16 protein-coding genes are annotated in these 18,789 nt (G+C 58.0%); 7 read left to right on the top strand and 9 right to left on the bottom strand.

Annotated features, from left to right (window positions below; genetic code table 11):
* Positions 1 to 32: 32 nt before the first annotated feature.
* Both ACR0LX_RS10730 and ACR0LX_RS10725 read left to right on the top strand, forming a co-directional pair.
* Entirely contained in the window at positions 33 to 1,016 is a 984-nt protein-coding gene (locus ACR0LX_RS10730) for an HlyD family secretion protein (protein WP_480783717.1), read from the top strand.
* Positions 1,013 to 2,536 (top strand): DHA2 family efflux MFS transporter permease subunit, encoded by a 1,524-nt coding sequence (locus tag ACR0LX_RS10725; RefSeq protein WP_480783716.1) that lies wholly within the window; start codon positions 1,013 to 1,015, stop codon positions 2,534 to 2,536. Before ACR0LX_RS10730 ends, ACR0LX_RS10725 begins: the two co-directional genes overlap by 4 nt.
* Here ACR0LX_RS10725 and ACR0LX_RS10720 read toward each other — a convergent pair.
* Together ACR0LX_RS10720 and ACR0LX_RS10715 are read right to left on the bottom strand one after the other, a co-directional pair.
* Entirely contained in the window at positions 2,533 to 2,895 is a 363-nt protein-coding gene (locus ACR0LX_RS10720) for a fluoride efflux transporter FluC (RefSeq protein WP_480783715.1), read from the bottom strand. The genes ACR0LX_RS10725 and ACR0LX_RS10720 overlap by 4 nt on opposite strands.
* Positions 2,892 to 3,299, bottom strand: a complete 408-nt coding sequence (locus ACR0LX_RS10715) for a fluoride efflux transporter FluC (RefSeq protein WP_480783714.1) — start codon at positions 3,297 to 3,299, stop codon at positions 2,892 to 2,894. Before ACR0LX_RS10715 ends, ACR0LX_RS10720 begins: the two co-directional genes overlap by 4 nt.
* Before the next feature lie 224 nt (positions 3,300 to 3,523).
* Here ACR0LX_RS10715 and ACR0LX_RS10710 point away from each other — a divergent pair, with 224 nt between their 5' ends.
* The 3 genes from ACR0LX_RS10710 (at position 3,524) to ACR0LX_RS10700 (ending at position 7,640) form a co-directional block, all read left to right on the top strand.
* Positions 3,524 to 5,104 (top strand): FMN-binding glutamate synthase family protein, encoded by a 1,581-nt coding sequence (locus ACR0LX_RS10710; RefSeq protein ID WP_480783713.1) that lies wholly within the window; start codon positions 3,524 to 3,526, stop codon positions 5,102 to 5,104.
* 69 nt (positions 5,105 to 5,173) lie between these two features.
* Positions 5,174 to 5,716: an RNA polymerase sigma factor gene (locus tag ACR0LX_RS10705; RefSeq protein WP_480783712.1), complete on the top strand. Its 543-nt coding sequence runs from the start codon at positions 5,174 to 5,176 to the stop codon at positions 5,714 to 5,716.
* The gene (locus ACR0LX_RS10700) at positions 5,709 to 7,640 is read left to right on the top strand and encodes a vWA domain-containing protein (protein ID WP_480783711.1); all 1,932 of its coding nucleotides are present in this window, start codon (positions 5,709 to 5,711) and stop codon (positions 7,638 to 7,640) included. Before ACR0LX_RS10705 ends, ACR0LX_RS10700 begins: the two co-directional genes overlap by 8 nt.
* A gap of 13 nt (positions 7,641 to 7,653) precedes the next feature.
* On the opposite strand, the gene ACR0LX_RS10695 is transcribed toward ACR0LX_RS10700, so the two are convergent.
* The 4 genes from ACR0LX_RS10695 to ACR0LX_RS10680 are packed head-to-tail and all read right to left on the bottom strand — an operon-like array spanning position 7,654 to position 11,570.
* A complete protein-coding gene (locus tag ACR0LX_RS10695) occupies positions 7,654 to 8,310 on the bottom strand; it encodes an ABC-type transport auxiliary lipoprotein family protein (protein ID WP_480783710.1) in 657 nt (218 codons plus the stop codon).
* On the bottom strand, positions 8,307 to 9,623 hold the full coding sequence (locus tag ACR0LX_RS10690) for an MlaD family protein (protein ID WP_480783709.1): 1,317 nt from the start codon (positions 9,621 to 9,623) through the stop codon (positions 8,307 to 8,309). Before ACR0LX_RS10690 ends, ACR0LX_RS10695 begins: the two co-directional genes overlap by 4 nt.
* A gap of 5 nt (positions 9,624 to 9,628) precedes the next feature.
* The gene (locus ACR0LX_RS10685; RefSeq protein WP_480573766.1) at positions 9,629 to 10,444 is read right to left on the bottom strand and encodes an ABC transporter ATP-binding protein; all 816 of its coding nucleotides are present in this window, start codon (positions 10,442 to 10,444) and stop codon (positions 9,629 to 9,631) included.
* A 1-nt stretch (position 10,445) separates the two neighbouring features.
* Entirely contained in the window at positions 10,446 to 11,570 is a 1,125-nt protein-coding gene (locus tag ACR0LX_RS10680; RefSeq protein ID WP_480783708.1) for an MlaE family lipid ABC transporter permease subunit, read from the bottom strand.
* 280 nt (positions 11,571 to 11,850) lie between these two features.
* Here ACR0LX_RS10680 and ACR0LX_RS10675 point away from each other — a divergent pair, with 280 nt between their 5' ends.
* Entirely contained in the window at positions 11,851 to 13,746 is a 1,896-nt protein-coding gene (locus ACR0LX_RS10675) for a hybrid sensor histidine kinase/response regulator (protein ID WP_480783707.1), read from the top strand.
* Complete coding sequence (locus tag ACR0LX_RS10670; RefSeq protein WP_480783706.1) at positions 13,746 to 14,447, top strand: response regulator transcription factor; 702 nt, start codon at positions 13,746 to 13,748, stop codon at positions 14,445 to 14,447. Before ACR0LX_RS10675 ends, ACR0LX_RS10670 begins: the two co-directional genes overlap by 1 nt.
* A gap of 3 nt (positions 14,448 to 14,450) precedes the next feature.
* Here ACR0LX_RS10670 and ACR0LX_RS10665 read toward each other — a convergent pair whose 3' ends face one another.
* The 3 genes from ACR0LX_RS10665 to ACR0LX_RS10655 all read right to left on the bottom strand — a co-directional run bounded on the left by ACR0LX_RS10665 (position 14,451) and on the right by ACR0LX_RS10655 (position 18,774).
* The gene (locus ACR0LX_RS10665; protein WP_480783705.1) at positions 14,451 to 15,761 is read right to left on the bottom strand and encodes an HlyD family type I secretion periplasmic adaptor subunit; all 1,311 of its coding nucleotides are present in this window, start codon (positions 15,759 to 15,761) and stop codon (positions 14,451 to 14,453) included.
* Entirely contained in the window at positions 15,745 to 17,877 is a 2,133-nt protein-coding gene (locus ACR0LX_RS10660) for a type I secretion system permease/ATPase (protein ID WP_480783704.1), read from the bottom strand. The genes ACR0LX_RS10665 and ACR0LX_RS10660 overlap by 17 nt, the downstream gene beginning before the upstream one ends.
* A 96-nt stretch (positions 17,878 to 17,973) precedes the next feature.
* On the bottom strand, positions 17,974 to 18,774 hold the full coding sequence (locus tag ACR0LX_RS10655) for a SapC family protein (RefSeq protein WP_480783703.1): 801 nt from the start codon (positions 18,772 to 18,774) through the stop codon (positions 17,974 to 17,976).
* Positions 18,775 to 18,789 lie beyond the last annotated feature (15 nt).

Below are 18,789 nucleotides of genomic sequence, written 5' to 3'. Positions count from 1 at the left end.
AGGATGGTCGCATCAGCGGATAGGAGCGTTTCATGAGATCAATGAAGACGATCGCGGTTGTCGCCGTGCTCGCTGCCATCAGCGCAGGTCTTTTGCTGTTTTGGCGTCATCAGGAACGGTACCCGTCGACCAAAGACGCCTATATCGGCGCGAATATCATCAACGTTGCCGCGCAAGTGACAGGACAGGTTGCCGAAGTGCGCGTGGATGAAAATCAACTGGTCAAAGCCGGGGATTTGCTGTTCACAATCGATGAGACGCAGTTCAAGGCATCGGTTGATCAAGCCAACGCAAATCTGGACAGCGCCATGCAACAGGCGCAGTCCTATTCGACGCAAATCGCCGCTGCGCAGGCATCGGTCGAAAGCTCGCAATCCGCCTATGACACGGCGCAAAAAAACCTGGAACGGGCCAAGGCTTTATTTGCCAGCGGGGATGTGGCGCAGGCATCTCTGGATCAAACAACATCGGATTTTGCGCAGTCCGCGGCGCAATTGACCTCCAGCCAGTCCAACCTTTTGGCGTTGCAAAGCGGTTTGGCTGCGAAACAAGATGACATCCTGGCGGCGCAGGCTCAGCTTGAGATCGCCAGTGCTGATCTGGCATGGGCCAAGGTTTACGCCACGGCGGATGGCTGGATTGCCAACCTGACACTTAGGCCCGGCTCGTCGGTTTCAGCCAATTCACCGCAATTTTCCATCGTGGAATCCTCGGACTGGTGGGTTGACGCGAACTTCAAGGAAACCTCGCTGCCGCGTATTCGCCCCGGGCAGCCGGTGACGATCGAAGTCGATATGTTGCCGGGGACCAAGCTGACCGGAAAAGTTGCATCGATCGGGCGTGGATCGGGGGATACGTTTTCATTGCTGCCGTCCGAGAATTCCAGCGGCAATTGGGTCAAGGTCACGCGTCGTTTCCCGGTTCGCATACAGCTTGATCCGACCGACGCACCGCTGCGCGTTGGCGGCAGCAGTAAAGTCGTCGTCGATACGACTGCAGCTCAGACAAATAAATGACGCCAACCGCAGCCAGCCGCGTCAATCCGGTAATCGTTGTTGCCGTTGTGCTCAGCGCCATTCTCGAGGTCTTGGACAGCACGATCGTCAACGTCGCGCTGCCGCATATTCAGGCGGCATTTGGTGCGACGACGGATCAGGCGACGTGGATCTTGACCAGCTATATCGTATCCGCCGTGGTCATTATGCCGCTGACGGGGTTTGTCGCCCGCCGCGTCGGACGGCGACGGCTGATCCTGACTGCCGTAACCGGTTTTGCAACCATGTCCGCGATGTGCGGCCTGTCCTGGAGCCTTGAGACCATCGTCGCCTTCCGCTTGGCGCAAGGCATGTTCGGTGCCTTCCTGATCCCCCTGTCGCAATCCATCCTGTTCGATGCCTTTCCAAGGGAGAAGCGCGGACAGGCTATGGCCGTGTTTGGCCTCGGTGTGGTGGTTGCGCCTGTGCTGGGCCCGACGATCGGCGCTATTCTGACCGAGTATTTCTCATGGCGGATGGTGTTCTTCGTGAACCTGCCAATTGCGGCGATGGCATTGTTGCTACTGGCCGGTGAACTTCCGGAGGACAAAACCGAAGAGGTCGTAATCGACTGGAAGGGTCTGGCGCTGCTCGCCCTCGGAATTGGCTGCCTGCAATTCATTCTGGATCAGGGCGAGACGCTGGACTGGCTATCCTCACGCGTCATCCAAGCAGCATTGTTGGCCTCGGTTCTGGGCGCGGCCTTCTTCGTCTATCATACGCTGACAGCCAAAAACCCGGTGGTTGACCTGCGGTTCTTTGCCGACCGCAACTTTGCCCTGTGCAATCTGGTTATCGCCGGATTTGCGATTTCGCTGTTTGGCGGCATCGCGATTCTGCCGACCTTCGTGCAATCTCTGCTGGATTATCCGGTGATCGAGTCCGGACATCTGTTCATTCCGCGCGGCATTGCCGCGGGGATCTCCATGGTTGGCACCGGCGCTGTTCTGGTAACCCGCTTTGATCCCAGGGTGCTGGCTGGTATCGGGATGCTGCTGACCGCGATCAGCAATTTCATGGTTGGTACACTCAATCTGAATGCCGGGTTCTGGCAACTGGCCATGCCCGGTGCGGTCAGCGGTCTGGGGATGGGGCTGGTCTTTGTGCCCATGTCCATTCTGGCGTTTGAAAGCATCAGCAAGACGCGCCAGGACGAGGCCTCGGGCCTGTTCAACGTGACTAGGCAATTGGGTTCGTCAGTCGGGATCTCCTTGGTGGGTACCTGGGTTGTTCGGGGGTTGCAGACGAACACCGCTGCGCTCAGCCAGAATGTGACCCCGTACAATCCAGCGGCACAGGCTTACCTGCAACCGCTTGGCCTGACCCCGGACAGCGCCGAAGGTGCTGCCATTCTCGGGCAGGAGATTTACCGGCAAGCCGAGATGATTTCCTATCTGACGGTGTTCAACAATCTTGGTCTGCTGGCGCTGGCGACGATACCGCTGTTGTTTTTCTGCAAGGCGCCCAAACGCGGTGCCGAGGCCCCGGTCGCCACGCACTAACCCATCAACAACAGCCCCAGCCACAAAGCGAGCCAGCACATTGCGAGGCTGAGCAGAATGTTCCCCGCTGCAATCGCGATCGAGCGGTTTCTGTGCAATTCCAGCGATTGATAGGCAAAGCTTGAGAACGTGGTAAACCCGCCGCAAAAGCCAAAGACCAGGCGTTTTTCTTCTTCGCCCATGTCGACGGGGCCACCAAGGATGCCAATCCACAGCCCCAACAGCAGGCTTCCCAATACGTTCACGATCAGGGTAGAGATCGGTAGGTCATGGGTTATGCGCTGCGACAACCAATGCCGCATGACCGCCCCTAGACCGCCACCCAGACCGAACATGGCGTGCAGGTACAGATCGGTCACGATGCAGAACCTTTGCCGTGGAATTTACGCCCGATGGCTTCGCCGATAATCGCAGCCCCCAGACCGAAAGCAATCTCTGCAACAATAGCCACCAGTACCAGTCCGCCCCCAGAGGCAGCCAATCGCTCCAATTCGGCGACAAATGACGAAAATGTCGACAAGCCGCCGCAGAACCCAACCGCGCCCAGATGCAAGACATGGGCGTGGACCCTGTGCCGAACCGCATAGAGCCACCCCAGAACAAAACAGGCCGCGATGTTGATGCCGAATGTAGCTGTCAGGAAAGGGGCCCCCGGAATCTCGAGCGCAAGCGCTTCGCGCAGCAGAGAGCCTGCCGCGCCGCCCACAAAAACGGCACCATACATCATGGCGCGGTGCCCGGTTGCGGGTGCTGCGTTTGCCACTGGAATGATCCTGCTCTGACCTGCGACGACCCCGGCATACCGTTTGCGCAGGCTCGGATCAACTGGCAGGCGGTTCGGACTTCACGAACCGTTTGTTCCGCGTGATGGGACAAATGCTTGCACTCAAACGGCAATCTGTACCACCTTGGGTCGAAAGACAGGGCATGTTTCGACCGCGCCCATTCAGGCCCCGCCATCACCGGCGACACCCAAGGAGATCAGGTATGATTGTACGCAGGCTCTATTACGTGCTGACTTATGTTGGTCTGCCGCTGACCGTGTTGCTTGGGTATTTCTGGCCGCCTGCCTATTGGCTGCTGATCTTTCTCGTCCCCTATGCGGTCATCGGTCTGTATGACATGCTGACCACCAAGCATAACGTGCTGAACAACTATCCGGTCCTTGGACACTTCCGCTATATGCTGGAGTTTGTGAGCCCGGAAATCCGGCAGTATTTCGTTGAAACCAACGAAAGCGGGCGCCCGTTCAACCGCATTATGCGCAGCCTGGTCTATTCCCGGGCAAAAGGGCAGGTCGATACCCAGGCCTTCGGTACCCAATACGACATCATGACCGTTGGCTACCACCGCGCCGATCACTCTCTTGCACCGCAACATGTCGACGAAAGCGAAGAGCGGGTGATGCTGGGCGGGCCGCAATGTGAAAAGCCTTATCTTGCCTCTCGCCTGAACGTGTCCGCGATGAGTTTTGGTGCGCTGAGCGCAAACGCCATTCGCGCGCTCAATGGCGGGGCAAAAGACGGCGGCTTTGCCCACAACACGGGCGAGGGCGGATTGTCTCCGCACCATCTGGCCGAAGGGGGCGATATCATCTGGCAGATCGGCACCGGCTATTTCGGATGTCGCACGCCCGAGGGTGGTTTTGACAAAGACCTGTTTGCAGAAAAAGCACAGAAAGACGTGGTAAAAGCCATCGAGATCAAGCTGTCCCAGGGGGCCAAACCGTCTCATGGTGGGGTATTGCCTGCCGCCAAAGTGGATGAAGAGATCGCAAAAATCCGCGGCGTCCCGCTGCATCAGGATGTAATCTCGCCACCGATTCACTCGGCTTTTGAGGGCCCCACCGGGCTGATGAAGTTCGTCCAACACCTGCGAGAGATGTCGGGCGGTAAGCCCATCGGGTTCAAACTGTGTATCGGAAAACGATCCGAGTTCATGGCCATCTGCAAGGCGATGCTGGAAACAGGTATTTTGCCGGATTTCATAACAGTCGATGGCGCAGAAGGTGGCACCGGCGCGGCCCCGGTCGAATTTACCAACCGGCTGGGCGTGCCCGCAAATGAAGGGCTGATCTTCGTCCACAACTGCCTGCGTGGTATTGGCGTGCGCGACAAGGTTCGGGTTATCTGTTCAGGTAAAGTCGCGACCGGGTTCGACATGGTCGAGAAATTCGCTCTTGGCGCGGATATGTGCAACTCGGCCCGGGCGATGATGTTTGCTGTCGGCTGTATTCAGGCGTTGCATTGCAATACCAACCGGTGTCCCTCGGGAGTAGCGACGCAGGACCCTATCCGGGGACGGGCCGTGAATGTCCCGCAGAAACGGAAACGGGTGCAGCGCTATCACGACGCGACGGTTGAAAGCTTCCGCGAGATTTTGGGGGCGATGGGCAAAGCGACAGTATCGGATCTGCGTCCTGGGGATATTCGCCGCCGCATGGCTGACGAAGGCGAGCGGTCCTATGCAGAGATGTACGAGTTCCTTGAGGATGGCGCGTTGCTTGGCAAAAAACTTCCCCAAAGCTTTGAGGCCGACTGGACGGCGGCAAATGCCAACCACTTCTGAGCGGTAAAAAAACTTTGGTCCCGCGCCAAGGATCAGCCATCGGCCTGCGTCTTATATTCCGAGATGCGTATGATGACGTCTGACGAAGATCTGGCCCGCGCGGCTGCGCAAGGGGATGCTGAGGCGTTCGCCACCCTGTTGGCGCGCCACTATGACGGCATGTTCCGCCTGTCATTCCGCCTGACCGGCAAAACCGATCAGGCCGAAGATCTGACGCAGGATATCTGCGCGGCGTTACCCGCAAAGATTAGCAGCTTTCGGGGCCAAGCCAAGTTCACCACCTGGCTCTACCGGGTTGTGGTGAACGCGGCGCAGGACATGCGGCGCAGACGGGCCAGCCAGGCACGTGCAGCAGAAGGGTGGGGCGATCTGGAACGTATGCAACGCAGCGCGGCGATAGAGTCCGCCGCCGCTTTGGATTGGTTGCAAAGCGCTATGCGCGCGCTGCCCGAAGACCTCCGCGACACGCTGGCGCTTACACTGGACCAGGAATTGACCCATGCACAGGCAGCTGACGTTCTGGGTGTTTCCGAGGGAACAGTGTCGTGGCGCATGTCCGAAATTCGAAAGCGCCTGCGGGCGATGAAGGAAAAGGAGCTTGCCGATGAGTGATGAGCTCGACGACCTGAGAACCTTGATGGATGCGGCGACACCCGCGCCGGATGCACAGCGCCGGGCGGAAAATCTGGCGCGCGCGCAGGAAAATTTCCGACAACGCCAAGGATTGCCGATTACGGCGCGTCCTACTGACAAGCGCGGCCCGATGGCCCGCCTGACAGAAGGAGCGAAGTCCATGTTGAATGCCATTTCCCATCGCGGCGCCCTGACCGCCACGACCGCCATCGCGGCGGTCGCCTTGGTGATGATCATCCCTCAAACACGGGATGCAGTCGTCGAGCCCTTGTCTCGCGGTGAGGCTCGGGTCGCCGAGCCAGAGACCCTGGCAGATTCCGAGTCCGATTTTGCCATATCGCAACTGGCGGAACCGGTGCTCGAAGCACCGGTTGTCGTTGAAGAGTTAGCCACGCCGATCGCCAAGCAAGAGCGTAGGGCAGTCGCGCAAAACGGTCTTTCGGCTGGTGCTGTTGGATCTGCGATGCCGCCTTTGGGGGCCACGGTCGAACCCGCGCCAATCCTCGAAGAGAATACCGAAGCCTTTGCAAACGCTAATACCAACCCCCTTAAAGTCACTGCCGAGGAACCGGTTTCGACCTTTTCGATTGATGTGGATACGGCCTCGTATGCAATTGTCCGATCGTCTCTGATGCACGGCTACATGCCCCCCAAAGACGCGGTTCGGGTTGAGGAGATGGTGAATTATTTCCCTTATTCTTATCCCGCACCGGAAGGCGAGGTGCCGTTTCGTCCATCGATCACGGTGACCCCAACCCCCTGGAACGCGGGCACGCATCTGGTTCATATCGGAATTCAGGGTGCGATGCCGGACATTCAGGACCGCCCGCCGCTGAACCTGGTGTTTTTGATCGACACATCCGGGTCGATGCAGCACCCAGACAAGCTGCCGCTGCTCAAACAGTCCTTCCGGCTCATGCTGTCCGAAATCCGCCCCGAGGATCAGGTCTCGATCGTCACCTATGCGGGCAGCGCCGGGCAGGTGCTTGAACCCACAGCCGCTTCAGAACGCAGCACGATTCTGGCGGCATTGGAACGCCTTGAAGCAGGCGGCTCGACCGCCGGGCAGGCGGGCTTGCAACAGGCCTATGACGTGGCTGAGTCTATGGCCCAAGAAGGCGAGATCAGCCGTGTCATTCTCGCCACCGACGGAGATTTCAACGTCGGTCTGTCCGACCCCGAGGCATTGAAGGAGTTCATCGCCGACAAGCGCGACAAGGGAGCTTATCTCAGCGTACTTGGCTTTGGTCGCGGCAATCTGGACGACGCCACAATGCAGGCGCTGGCTCAAAACGGCAACGGTCAGGCGGCCTATATCGACACGCTGAGCGAGGCGCGCAAGGTGCTGGTGGACCAGTTGACAGGTGCGCTCTTTTCGATTGCCGATGACGTCAAGATTCAAGTTGAATTCAACCCTGCGCAGATCGCCGAATACCGTCTGATCGGGTATGAAACCCGCGCGCTGCGGCGCGAGGATTTTAGCAATGACAAGATCGATGCGGGCGACATCGGCGCCGGACACAGCGTCACTGCGATTTACGAAGTGACCCCCGTCGGCTCGGGCGCCACTCGGAATGATCCGCTGCGCTATGCTACGACCGCAAATCAGGACGGGTCAGACGAGATCGGCTATTTCAAACTGCGCTACAAGGCGCCGGGAGAAACTGAAAGCCAACTGATCGAACAGCCGATGCGATTTGCACAAGGCGAGACAACCGATGACATTCTGTTTTCGTTCGCAGTCGCCGGTTTCGGCCAGCTTTTGCGCGACGGAACCTATCTGGAAGATTGGGGATACGACGAAGCGATCGCATTGGCGGGCGCATCCAAGGGCGATGATCCGTTTGGATACCGCGCAGAGGCGGTAACGCTGATGCGTCTGGCCCAGACCCTGTCCCGCTGATTGCACGGGCTGGTCAGCTGGGTGAATTCCGAGGGCTGTTGATGCTGTGGTTATGGATCCTGCGAATGCTCCATTCCACGGCATCACGCATCGTCTTGCCCAAAGCCTCGTCGAATCCGACGACCAAGTCCGGCGTTTCATCGGAGGCCGCGACCACGTTTTCCTCGAATGAGGAAGAGGCAATGATCTTGTCATCATATTCGTCGATGACCTTGATGTTGATACGTACCTTGATCTGAACGGTTTTCCCATTTTCCGACTCGCCGATCACATGGCCCTGAAATTCGCGCAGATCAGGTGCGATAACGTAATCCGGGCGCAGACCAACTGTGGATCGCCCGACAGCAGCAACCTTGTTGGTGTTCTCAAAGCTTTCGATCAACAATGCCTGCACGATCAACGGGGCGCGATCTGCCCATCTGGCGCGTGGCAGGTACTGTACCTGCAAAGGCGTTGGTTGAACCGCGATCTGATCCGTGTTGACGGCCGCGGTCGCGGTCGGTTCCTGCACCACAATCTGCCTTTGCACGCGGGGCAAGGACGAGGAAAACGTGCTTTTGGGCGTCAGCAGATACAAATCGTTGGGCTTGGACGCCTGCCGCAGAGTGCCAAGACCTGCGCATCCCGTCAGAGCGACCAGAGTCGCGACCAGAAAAATAGACCGGATCATTGGCGAAACTCCGATGCTTGAGTACCTAACAGAAACCGCGCGGGGTCGCGTTCGACCTTGTCGGCCAACCGATCGAGGCTGACGACCAGACGCTGGGCCTCTTCCACAAAGCGAACGAATTGCGGCAAACCAACACGCAGGAAATCCGAGACCTGTCGGCGGTTGTCCTGCACAATGCCATCCACCGTTCCCAGCAACTCGGACGCGGATTGCGAGGCGCTGAGCAGATCGTCTGAAATTTTATCGAACTTCCCGGCCATATTTGACACGGTTTCCGCAACCTTCTTGGCTGCGTTGCTGACCTCTTCGGCCACAGGCGAAATATCCGTGTCGAGAACCTTGTTTGCGGACTTGAAGGCGCGGTCAGCGGATGACAGCGTGGCTTTGGCCGCGTCCATGGTTGAGGTGATCGAGTTCAGCGTGGCGTTTGCATTTGATACAGTCTCGGTGATCACACCCAGGGAATAGCTTCCCTCTTGCGACAACGCATTGAGGCTTTCGGCAAGCTGCGTTCCCTTTTCGATAAAGGGTCGGATGTCCTGCTGGATGACCTTGTCTGCGTTGGCAATCGCGGTGTTGGCAGTTTCAAGCGCCGTCTTTGCAGATGCCGATGTTTCCGTGATGCTCTTCAACGTACTGTCCCCGGTGGTCAGGGCTGCTTCGGCCTTGGCGACCAACGGGTCCAGTTTCTTGGTGAACTCGCCAATATCCTTGGCCGCGCTGCCAAGATCGCCGGACAGCGATTCAAAATCAGAAAGCGTTTTGTCCAGCTTTCCCGAGGCGTCAGCAAGGTTGGTAAGGATGTCGGACACTGCCTTTCGGTTCTTGTCATCGACAATCTTGTTGAGGTCTTCCAGCAGCGACAAGGCCTTGTCCAATACCTGGGGGGCGCCTTCCAACAAGGACTGGATCGGGCTGCGTTTGCTGGGGATCACGCTGTTTTGCGGCAGTCTATCCGCATTTACCGAACCGCCGGACAGCTCGACATAGGCAACACCAGTCACGCCCAGAGACTGCAACTGCGCTATGGTCTCTTTGGTGACGGGAATGTCAGCATCGACCTCAAGCCGCACCCGAACCTTGGACGGGTCGTCATCGTCCAGTTTCAACGAGATGACCTGCCCGACCGGCAATCCGTTATAATTTACGCCACCGGCTGCAGACAGGCCTGACACATTGTCAAAGAGCACATCGTAATACGCGTATTGCCTTGTGACCTCGAACTTCGCGAGCCACAGGAAAAAACCGAAAACGCCCAGTATGCCCGCCAAAGTGAACGCACCGATCAGAATATAGTTTGCCCGGGTCTCCATCGCCTCTACCTGTCCTGCCCCTTCTGTTGCGCCGCGCGCGCCCGGGGGCCGGTGAAATACTCCTGCACCCAAGGATGATCGACCTTGGTCATGTCTTCAATCGGACCTTCAACCAACACGCGCTTTTCCGCAAGCACGGCGATGCGGTCACAAATGGCATAAAGGCTGTCCAGATCGTGCGTGACCATGAAAACAGTCAGCCCCAGCGTCTGCTGCAATTCTCGGATCAGATCATCATAGGCGGCTGCGCCGATGGGATCCAATCCCGCGGTGGGCTCGTCCAGAAACACGATCTCGGGGTCCAGCGACAGGGCGCGCGCCAGTGCCGCGCGCTTGCGCATGCCGCCCGACAATTCTGACGGGAACTTGCTGCAACTCAACTGCGGCAGGCCAACAAGGCTGATTTTTAACCCGCCCAATGCCGACATAAGCGTTTCACTGATACCAGTATGTTCGCGCAGAGGTGCCATGACATTCTGCAAAACGGTCAGCGAAGAAAACAGTGCACCGTCCTGAAACGCGACGCCCCAACTTTTCTCGATCCGCTTACGCTCGGCTTCCGGGCCGTTCAGCACGTCGACCCCCAGAACCTCGATGCTGCCGGCGGCGGGTTGGTTCAGCCCAACGATTGTACGCAGAAGAACCGATTTGCCAGTGCCCGATCCACCAACGACGCCCAGGACCTCGCCCCGCCAGACGTCCAGATTAAGGTTGTCGTGCACGACCTGCTCTCCGAACCTGTTGGTCAGGTTGCGGACGCGGATTACCGCCTCGCGCTGCGCGTCTGCCTGGGTTTCCCGCTCCAGGGTCGTGCCATCCATATCAGACCGCCAATTCCGAGAAAAAGATCGAGAACAGCGCGTCGATGGCGATGACCATGAAAATGGACTGCACGACCGAGGCCGTTGTGCGTTGCCCGACGCTTTCCGAAGACCCCTTGACCTGCATGGCTTGCCAACAGGCAATCACGCCGATCACAAGCGCAAAGAAAGGCGCTTTGATCAGGCCGATGGCCAGTTGCCAGACGTCGGTGTTTTCCTTCAGGCGCGTTACGAACATGCCGGGGCTTACGCCCAGATCGATCCAGCTCATCAATGCGCCGCCGATCAGGCCAGCCATGTCCGCAACGAAGCCGAGGATCGGCAACATGATAAGCAAGGCCAACACGCGCGGAATGACCAGCACTTCGATCGGGTCCAGCCCCAGCGTGCGCATGGCGTCAATCTCTTCCTGGACTTTCATCGATCCGATCGACGCAGTGAAGGCCGATCCCGACCGGCCAGCCACAATGATTGCAGTCAGCAGAATACCAAGTTCGCGCAAAATCGAGATCGAGATCAGCTCGACCACAAAAATCTCGGCCCCAAACTGCTTGAGCTGCGTCGCACCCTGAAAGGCCAAAACGACGCCGATCAGAAACCCCATGAGCGAGACGATGGGCAGGGCCTTCAAACCCGTTTGCTCCATCTGCGAAACCAATGCCGCGCGGCGTAGACGCCAAGGCATAACCAACGTACGTGCGAGACGATGCAGGGTCAGCCCCAAGAATTCTATGATTGAAAGCGTATCGGTCCAGGTGCCTGCGGTTCGCGCGCCCAAATGTGCAAGGGCCTCGACAAACCCGCGCGGCGGGGCCTGTTCGCCAACTGCGTCTGGCATATTGTCGGAAACGGTTTCGATCAGTGATGCATGTGACTCCCGCACGGCTTGCAACCGAACCTGTGCGCCACTGTTTTGTACCCGGCGTTCAAGATCCGCAACCAGCCAGGCACCGCCGGTATCCAGTGCGCTGACGTCCGCCATGTCCACGATCACGTCGTTGCCGTCCGGTCGGATCGCCTGAAACGCCGCTTCAATCTGATCCAATGACTGCGTCAGCAGATCGCCCGCAATCCGTATGCAGACGCCTTCAGCGTTCCGATCCTGGGTCACCGTTGGCTGTTTCATGGGCGTATGTGATGTGAAAAACCAAGCCGCTGCAATGGGTTTATGCAACCAAAACGAGATTTCCACAGCGGAAATTGCCGAGGCGATGCAGTTTCGCACAGCCCAGCGAACGAAACCGATGCGAAACCTGCAAATTGCATTTGCAAAAAAACAGCTAGCACCGAAGGTCATATACCACGCAGCCAGTGGTCTCAGGAGCAAAGCGGCATGGATTCCGACGCGATGACCCTCTACACCTGCATCAAACGGAATGTTACGCATGATCTCAGGGAGGACCCAGTTGGAGATCAGTGAAAAACGCATCAAAGAGATGACGACGGCTGGTCTGAATCTGATCGGGCAGGCGTTGTCGATCTATGATAGCCAGCTCAGGCTGGTCCAATGCAACTCCAGGTTTCAGGAAATGTTCGATCTGCCGGACAATTTGGTTCAACCCGGTGCGCGCTTTCACGACACAATTCATTTCCTGGCCAGCCGTGGGGAATATGGAACCGTGGATCAGGTCGATGAAATGGTTCGCCAGCGCGTCGAACAGGCGCTGGCATTCGAGCCCCATTACATGGAGCGGGTTCGCCCAAACGGGCAGGTGATTTCGGTCGAAGGGGCACCTTTGCCTACTGGTGGCTGGGTGGCGGTTTATACGGACATAACCCGCACCAAGCAGGACGAGAATCTGTTGCGCGCCCGGTCCGAGGAACTGTCGGAACAACTTCTGGGGCGGGCCGAGGAGCTGTCGGCCTCAAACCGGAAACTCGCCGCAACCATCACCGCTTTGGAAGAGGCCAAGCGTCAACTGACCGAGATCGAAGCCCGCACGCGTCTGACCACCGAGATGATGCCAGCTCATATCGCGCATCTGGATGCGGATGGTCGATATGACTATTCGAACCGCCGTCTCAGTTCGGTCATGCCTGGCCGCCCGTCCGACATTTTGGGATTGCACATCTCCGAAGCCCTTGGAAATACAGCTTTCCAACGGGTTGAGGCGCATCTGCAGCGTGCCTATGAGGGCAATACATCGGTCTTCGAGTTTACCGAAGATCGCGACGCCCGCCGGTTGCGTGTATCGTTCACCCCGGACGGGCAGGGTGGGGTCTATGTCATGTCCGTCGACATCACCGAAGAGACGCAGGCACGTGTCGCTCTGCAACAGTCGCGCCGGCGCGCGATGGCAGCGCAGATGACCAGCGGTATGGCGCATGACTTTTCGAACCTTTTGACGATCATTTTGGGTATGCAGGCGCGGTTGGAGAAAATGGACCTGCCCGAGAGCGCCCGCGAGCTTGTGACTGCAACGCAAAGCACCGCGCGGCGCGGTGGCCAGCTATTGAACAGGATCGCCGACATGACCGGCAACCGCACCCCGCATCCCAAAGCCACCGATATGCGCGGGCTATTGGAAGATTTGCGGGTTCTGGCGTCTCCCTCGCTGCCACGCGGGGTTGGCCTTTCTGTTGTGAATACGCTGCCCGACCAGCCGGTAATGCTGGATCCGGGAATGGTGCAGGATGCTTTGTTGAATCTGGTGTTGAACGCACGCGATGCCTGCGGCAACTCGGGTCAGATCACTATCAGCGCCCATACAATCGGGTCAATTTGGGCCGAAATCACCGTCTCGGACACCGGGCCCGGGTTTTCGTCCGAGGCTTTGGACAAGGCGCTTAACCCTTTCTTTACCACTAAAGGCAGCGAGGGGTCCGGGCTTGGGCTGCCGATGGTTTATGACACCGTCAAACTCGCTGGCGGAGATTTGAGCCTTCGCAACACGCCTTCCGGCGCTTCGGTTGTGCTGCGCCTTCCATACCGCCCCGCGCCACCCGCACAGGAAGGTCTGGTTCTATTGGTCGAAGACAGCGACGAGCTGCGCAGCCAATTTCGGGAAATGCTCGTCGATCTGGGCTTTTCCGTGATCGAGGCAACCTCGGCGGAAGAAGCTCTGGCATTGGCAACTGATATTGACGAGATTGTTTTGGTGCTGTCCGACATCCGGTTGGAAGGGCGCGGGACCGGGTTGGATGTCATGACCTCAATCCGGCCAGGACTGGCCTGTATCCTGATGACCTCATTGCCATATTCCGACCCGTTGCACAGGCAGGCGCTTGCACTGGCGCCGGTTTTGCGCAAACCGTTCTCGCGGGCGCAATTGTCCGCTCTGATCCGCGCCGAGGCTGCCTGATGACAAAACCGCTGGTCACTATCCTTGATGACGAGCCCGAAATCCGGCGAATCCTGACGGATACTCTGGAAGAAGCCGGGTTCCGAACCCAGAGCTTTTCCCGCGCCCGCGAGTTTGAGGCTGCGTTGAATCGTGTGACACCCGATGTGTGTTTGGTGGACCTGTCGTTGCCAGATACCGATGGTCTGGCGCTGGTCCATCGTCTGGCGCTGGAACAAGGGGCCGCAGTGATAATCATCTCGGGCCGCGCGCAGGTGCAGGACCGAGTCACCGGGCTGGAGCTTGGCGCGGACGACTATATCACAAAGCCGTTCGACCCTACCGAGGTTGTTGCGCGCATTCGGGCCCGTCTGCGATCGTCGCGACCGACAACACCCAGTTCCGAGATCGCGCGATTCAACGGTTGGACAGCGCACTTCGATCGCTACATTCTGGTGGACGCCACCGGTGCCGAAACCCAATTCAGCCACGCCGAGGGTGAGGTTCTGCGTTTGTTTCTGGAAAGTCCAAAACGCCTGATCAGTCGCGGCCGCATGCAAGAAATGCTTGGCGGAGGGGCAGGGGACAGCTTTGATCGCGCGATGGATGTTCGCATCTCGCGTTTGCGGACGAAACTGGCAGAAGACCATAAGAACCCACGCCTCATCAAAACGATCTATGGCGCCGGGTATATCTTTCTGGGTGATGTTGAATGGCTGTGATTGTCACTCGCGCAGGGCCTCGTCCTTGACCTTCAGCACCGGTTGAATCACGTAATCAAGAACAGATTTGCGCCCTGAAAGGATGTCGACTTCGGTAATCATCCCGGGAATGATTTCGACCGCGATACCATCCGCATCCAGCATCGTGTTCGTCGTTCGGATTTCAACCACAAAGACCTCTTCCTCGCTCCGCTCGGACCGTGTGACCGTATCGGCCCCGATCCGGGTGATCTGCCCGTCAAGACTGCCGTACCGTAGAAAGTCATAGGCCGTGATCTTGACTTTGACCAGCTGCCCGGCGTGCAGGAAAGCGATGTCTTTTGGCCGCACATAGGCTTCGACCAGCAAGGAGTCATCCAGCGGGACAACTTCGATCAGTTCCTCACCAGCTCGCGCAAGGCCGCCAAGGGTGGTGCGGTGAATTCGGTTGACGACGCCCCGAACGGGTGCGCGAATTTGCGCGCGCGCCGCGCGATCCCGCAAGGCGGGCAGGGCAGGCTGCAAGGCGGCCAGCTCTGCTGAGACAGTCGCCAGATCGGTCAGAGCGGCGCTACGAAACCGACTGTGCGCAGCCCTGATTCTGTCATCGATTTCGTCCAAGCCGGTCTGAAGCCGATGAACGACCGCTTCGGCCCGGGTTTGTCGGCCACGCCATTCCGCCTCGCTACGCCTGAGGGTCATTAACGTGGTGGCGGGTTCCATGCGCTGTTCGACCAGAGGCTCCATCATCGCGCGTTCCTCGGCCAATACTGCAAGCGTTTCTTTCGCGGTCACCCGATCGACCAGACCCTCTTCGTATTCTCGCTGCCGCTGTTCACGCTGCCGGTTGAGAATGGCAATTTCAGCCGCAAGTTCAGTTTGCCGTCCCTGAAACAAAGCTGTTTCCGAGCGTACAACCTCCGGCGCTTCGTTGATCAAATTAGGGGCAAAAAACAGTTCAGACCCCGAGATTTCAGCCTCAAGACGCTGCGCTCGGGCCATCAAGCCAAAGGCACGCTGTTGTTCCTGGCTTAACTCGCTGGCGATCTGGGATGAATCCAAAACCATCAGAACCGACCCCTGATCTACCACCTGACCTTCGCTTACGTGCAGAGCTTGAACCACGCCGGGTTCCGTTGCCTCGATCACCTGAATATCGCCCGAGGGAACGATACGACCATCAACACGGACAACGTCATCCAACTCTGTATGCGCCGCCCAAACCACTGCGGTCGTCAGACAGATCAAAATGACCAGCAACAACAGCGAACCCCGCAGCGGTGCCCGACCGCGCATTTCGCGCGCCAGAGTCTCCAGATCAGGATGCCGCGACATTGAGGTGTCTCCTGCCGTTGGCAGCGTATTGCGTCAGCAAGGATTTGGGTCCGTCAGCGCCAATCTTGCCGTCTTCAATCACGATAACCCGGTCGACCAGTTCCAAGAGGCTGCTGCGATGCGTGACAAGAACAAGGGTCGTGTCCTGCGTTGCTGCTTTGAGATTCTGAATGACTTTGGCTTCGGTTTTGACATCCATTGAACTGGTCGGTTCGTCCATCAGCAAAACAGGGGGGCGCCCGATTAACGCCCGTGCTAGGGAAATGGCCTGTTTTTGACCGCCGGACAAACCCTCACCCTGCTCTGCCAAACCAAGGTCATACCCCGATGGGTGCCGCGCAACAAAATCCTCGACCCCTGCGATACGCCCGGCCCTGATCAAGTCGGCATCACCGGGCTCGGTCGATCCGCTGGCAATATTGTCGCGCACAGAGCCAGAAAAGAGCCAGACATCTTGAAGAACCGAGCCGATGTTACGCCGCAAATCACCGGGATCCACCTGCCGAATATCCAGACCATCCAGCATCACTGACCCGGTCCGTGGTTGGTAGAGTCCCAACATCAAACGGGCCATTGTGCTCTTTCCCGATCCGATCTGTCCCAAAATGGCGACTTTTTCACCAGGGCTGATGTCAAAGGACACACCCTTTAATGCATCCTCGGCCTGATCCTGATAAGCGAAGTGGACGTTGTTGAAGGTGATGCGCCCGTCGAATGATGGCCGGCTGATCCAGCTTTTGCCAAGGGGCCGCTCACTTTCAGCCTGCATCAGCGCGTTCAGGTTCCGATAGGCACTACGCGCCTGGTTCACTCGTGTCAGCGTCTGAGCCAATTGCCCAAGGGGTGCGAGTGCGCGGCCGGTCAACATGACCGAGGCCACAAGCGCTCCCATGCTGGTCTGCCCTTCCATGATCAGAAAGACGCCGTAAAAAACAATGAGAACCTGCGCGCCTTGTTGGGTGAAGCCGGTCAGGTTCAACGCCAATTGCGTCACGGCTCGACTACGGGTCCCATGCTCGGACTGACGTTCGATCGCCTGTTCCCAGCGATTGCGCATCAGACGCGCGGCGGCGGTGGTCTTGATAGTCTCAAGACCGGACACAGTTTCTACAAGGACAGAGTGCTTCGATTGCCCGTCGGAAAAGCTTCGTTCGGCAAGGCGGGACAAAATTGGCTGTATCGCCAGACCGGTCAAGAGGACAATGGGAACCGCAAGCGCCGGGATTAGGGCCAGAGGACCTCCTACCAGATAAATCGTCAGGACGAAGACCATGATGAATGGCAGATCGACCACCGCGACAAGGGTTGCGGAAGTGAAGAATTCCCGAAGCGTTTCAAATTCCCGAACTGTGCTGGCGGTAGCACCGGTGGAACCTTGCCGCGCAGTCATTCGAATATTCAGCAACTGGTCAAAGATCCGCCGCCCCATGACCCTGTCTGCCTTTTGACCCGCGCGATCTATGAAACCTGCGCGCAGGATTTTTAGGACAAAGTCGAAAACCAGCGCTAGGCAAACCCCCCCGGTCAGGGCGATCAGGGAAGACGTTGCCTCGTTCGGCAGAACCCGATCGTAGACGATCATGATGAACACCGAGGTGGACAGCCCAAGGATGTTCGTCAGGGCCGCCGCCAGCGCAACCTGGCTATAGGACCACCGGTTCGCGATCAACGCTGACCAGAACCAATGCCCGCTGGAATCCCTGGCGGCAGCCATGTTGTCAGTCCGACAGGCACGCCGAAACAACAGCAGATAACCGGAATAGACCTCGCCCAGAGATTTTTCGCTCATCTCACCGATACCGTCTCCCAGATCGGGGTCGAAAATCCTGAGGTCGCCACTTACGGAACGCCCGTGATAGACAAGCGCTTGGCCACTCTCCAATACCAATATCGCCGGAGCCAGTGTGGCATCGAGTGCACTCAGCTTATGAGCGCCAAACCCAACCTGCATACCGGCGCGGCGCCCTGCCAGGATCGCATCTCGGACAGTCAATCCTCCCGCCTCGCCGGATTGTGCATCCTGTAGCGCAGCCCGGGTTAGCGGTCTTTCGAGGGATTTGCCCACATGTAACATACAGGCTTCCAGCCCGCTCAGTTCGAGAGACTTTTTCTTCATTACGTCTCACCTCTGGGCTGCGCTCTCAAGGCCGCTTGGCGTCCTTCGGGGCAATACGCTTCGGCATCTTCTCGAATTGATGGTTCTTCGACATCGTCACCCTGAAACATAAATCGCCTCTGAGGTTGAGTCGGGATAGGTCTCGCGGCCCATAGCCTCGATAAGCGCGCCCGCGCTTTCGCTGATCTTTGCGGAAACAGGGGTTTGATGCTGGACACGGTGCAACCAGCCGCAGTGCGACATGGATACTTGATGGGCATGGATCAGTTTGAGCGCGCCGCTGTTCATCAAAGTCGCAATCTGGTTTTGGGATAGCCGCAGCAGTCGCCCAGCCTCGATACCGAAAACCCCTTCGGGCATCGGAATTCCGTTATGGTGTTTGATCGGAACAAAAAGATCCTGATTGGCAATTTTCCGGCAAAGCTGTCGAGTCTCAGATACACCCGCCAGGCGCGATTGCAGGAACGCCCGAACTGCGCAGAGATCCGGCGTCAATTGCTCACCATCAACAAAAAACGGCTCATCCGCAGGATCATCGGTGACCAGGCCCGATGCTTCGTTGACCATCAACAGCGACCTTTCGGACGAGTCGTAACCATTTCCTGCCAGAAACGGATAGCAGCGCATTCCGGTCGGGATGTGAAATCCCAGCCATCGGCCGTCATCTGATACAAACGGTGTTCTTTGACCCGGTTGCAAAGAAAGCAATATGACGGGCTCGAATTGGTCGCGACGATTCCGAAAAACGACAGGAAATGAAGCCGCTGCGGGCAGAACTTCATTCGCGGTTATGGGGTAGTCCTGCGCCTCTGCCGCAAAGCGGTATGACGTGAAACGCCGCCAATATCGATCGCCATGCCGCGACAGGCTTACTGGGAAAAGACCATTCTGTTCCATTTCATCCCCCTGCTA

Source organism: Ruegeria sp. CH11, assembly GCF_056537105.1.
Note: the sequence above shows the minus strand (reverse complement) of the source record. Positions and strands in the feature narration are given on the sequence as shown.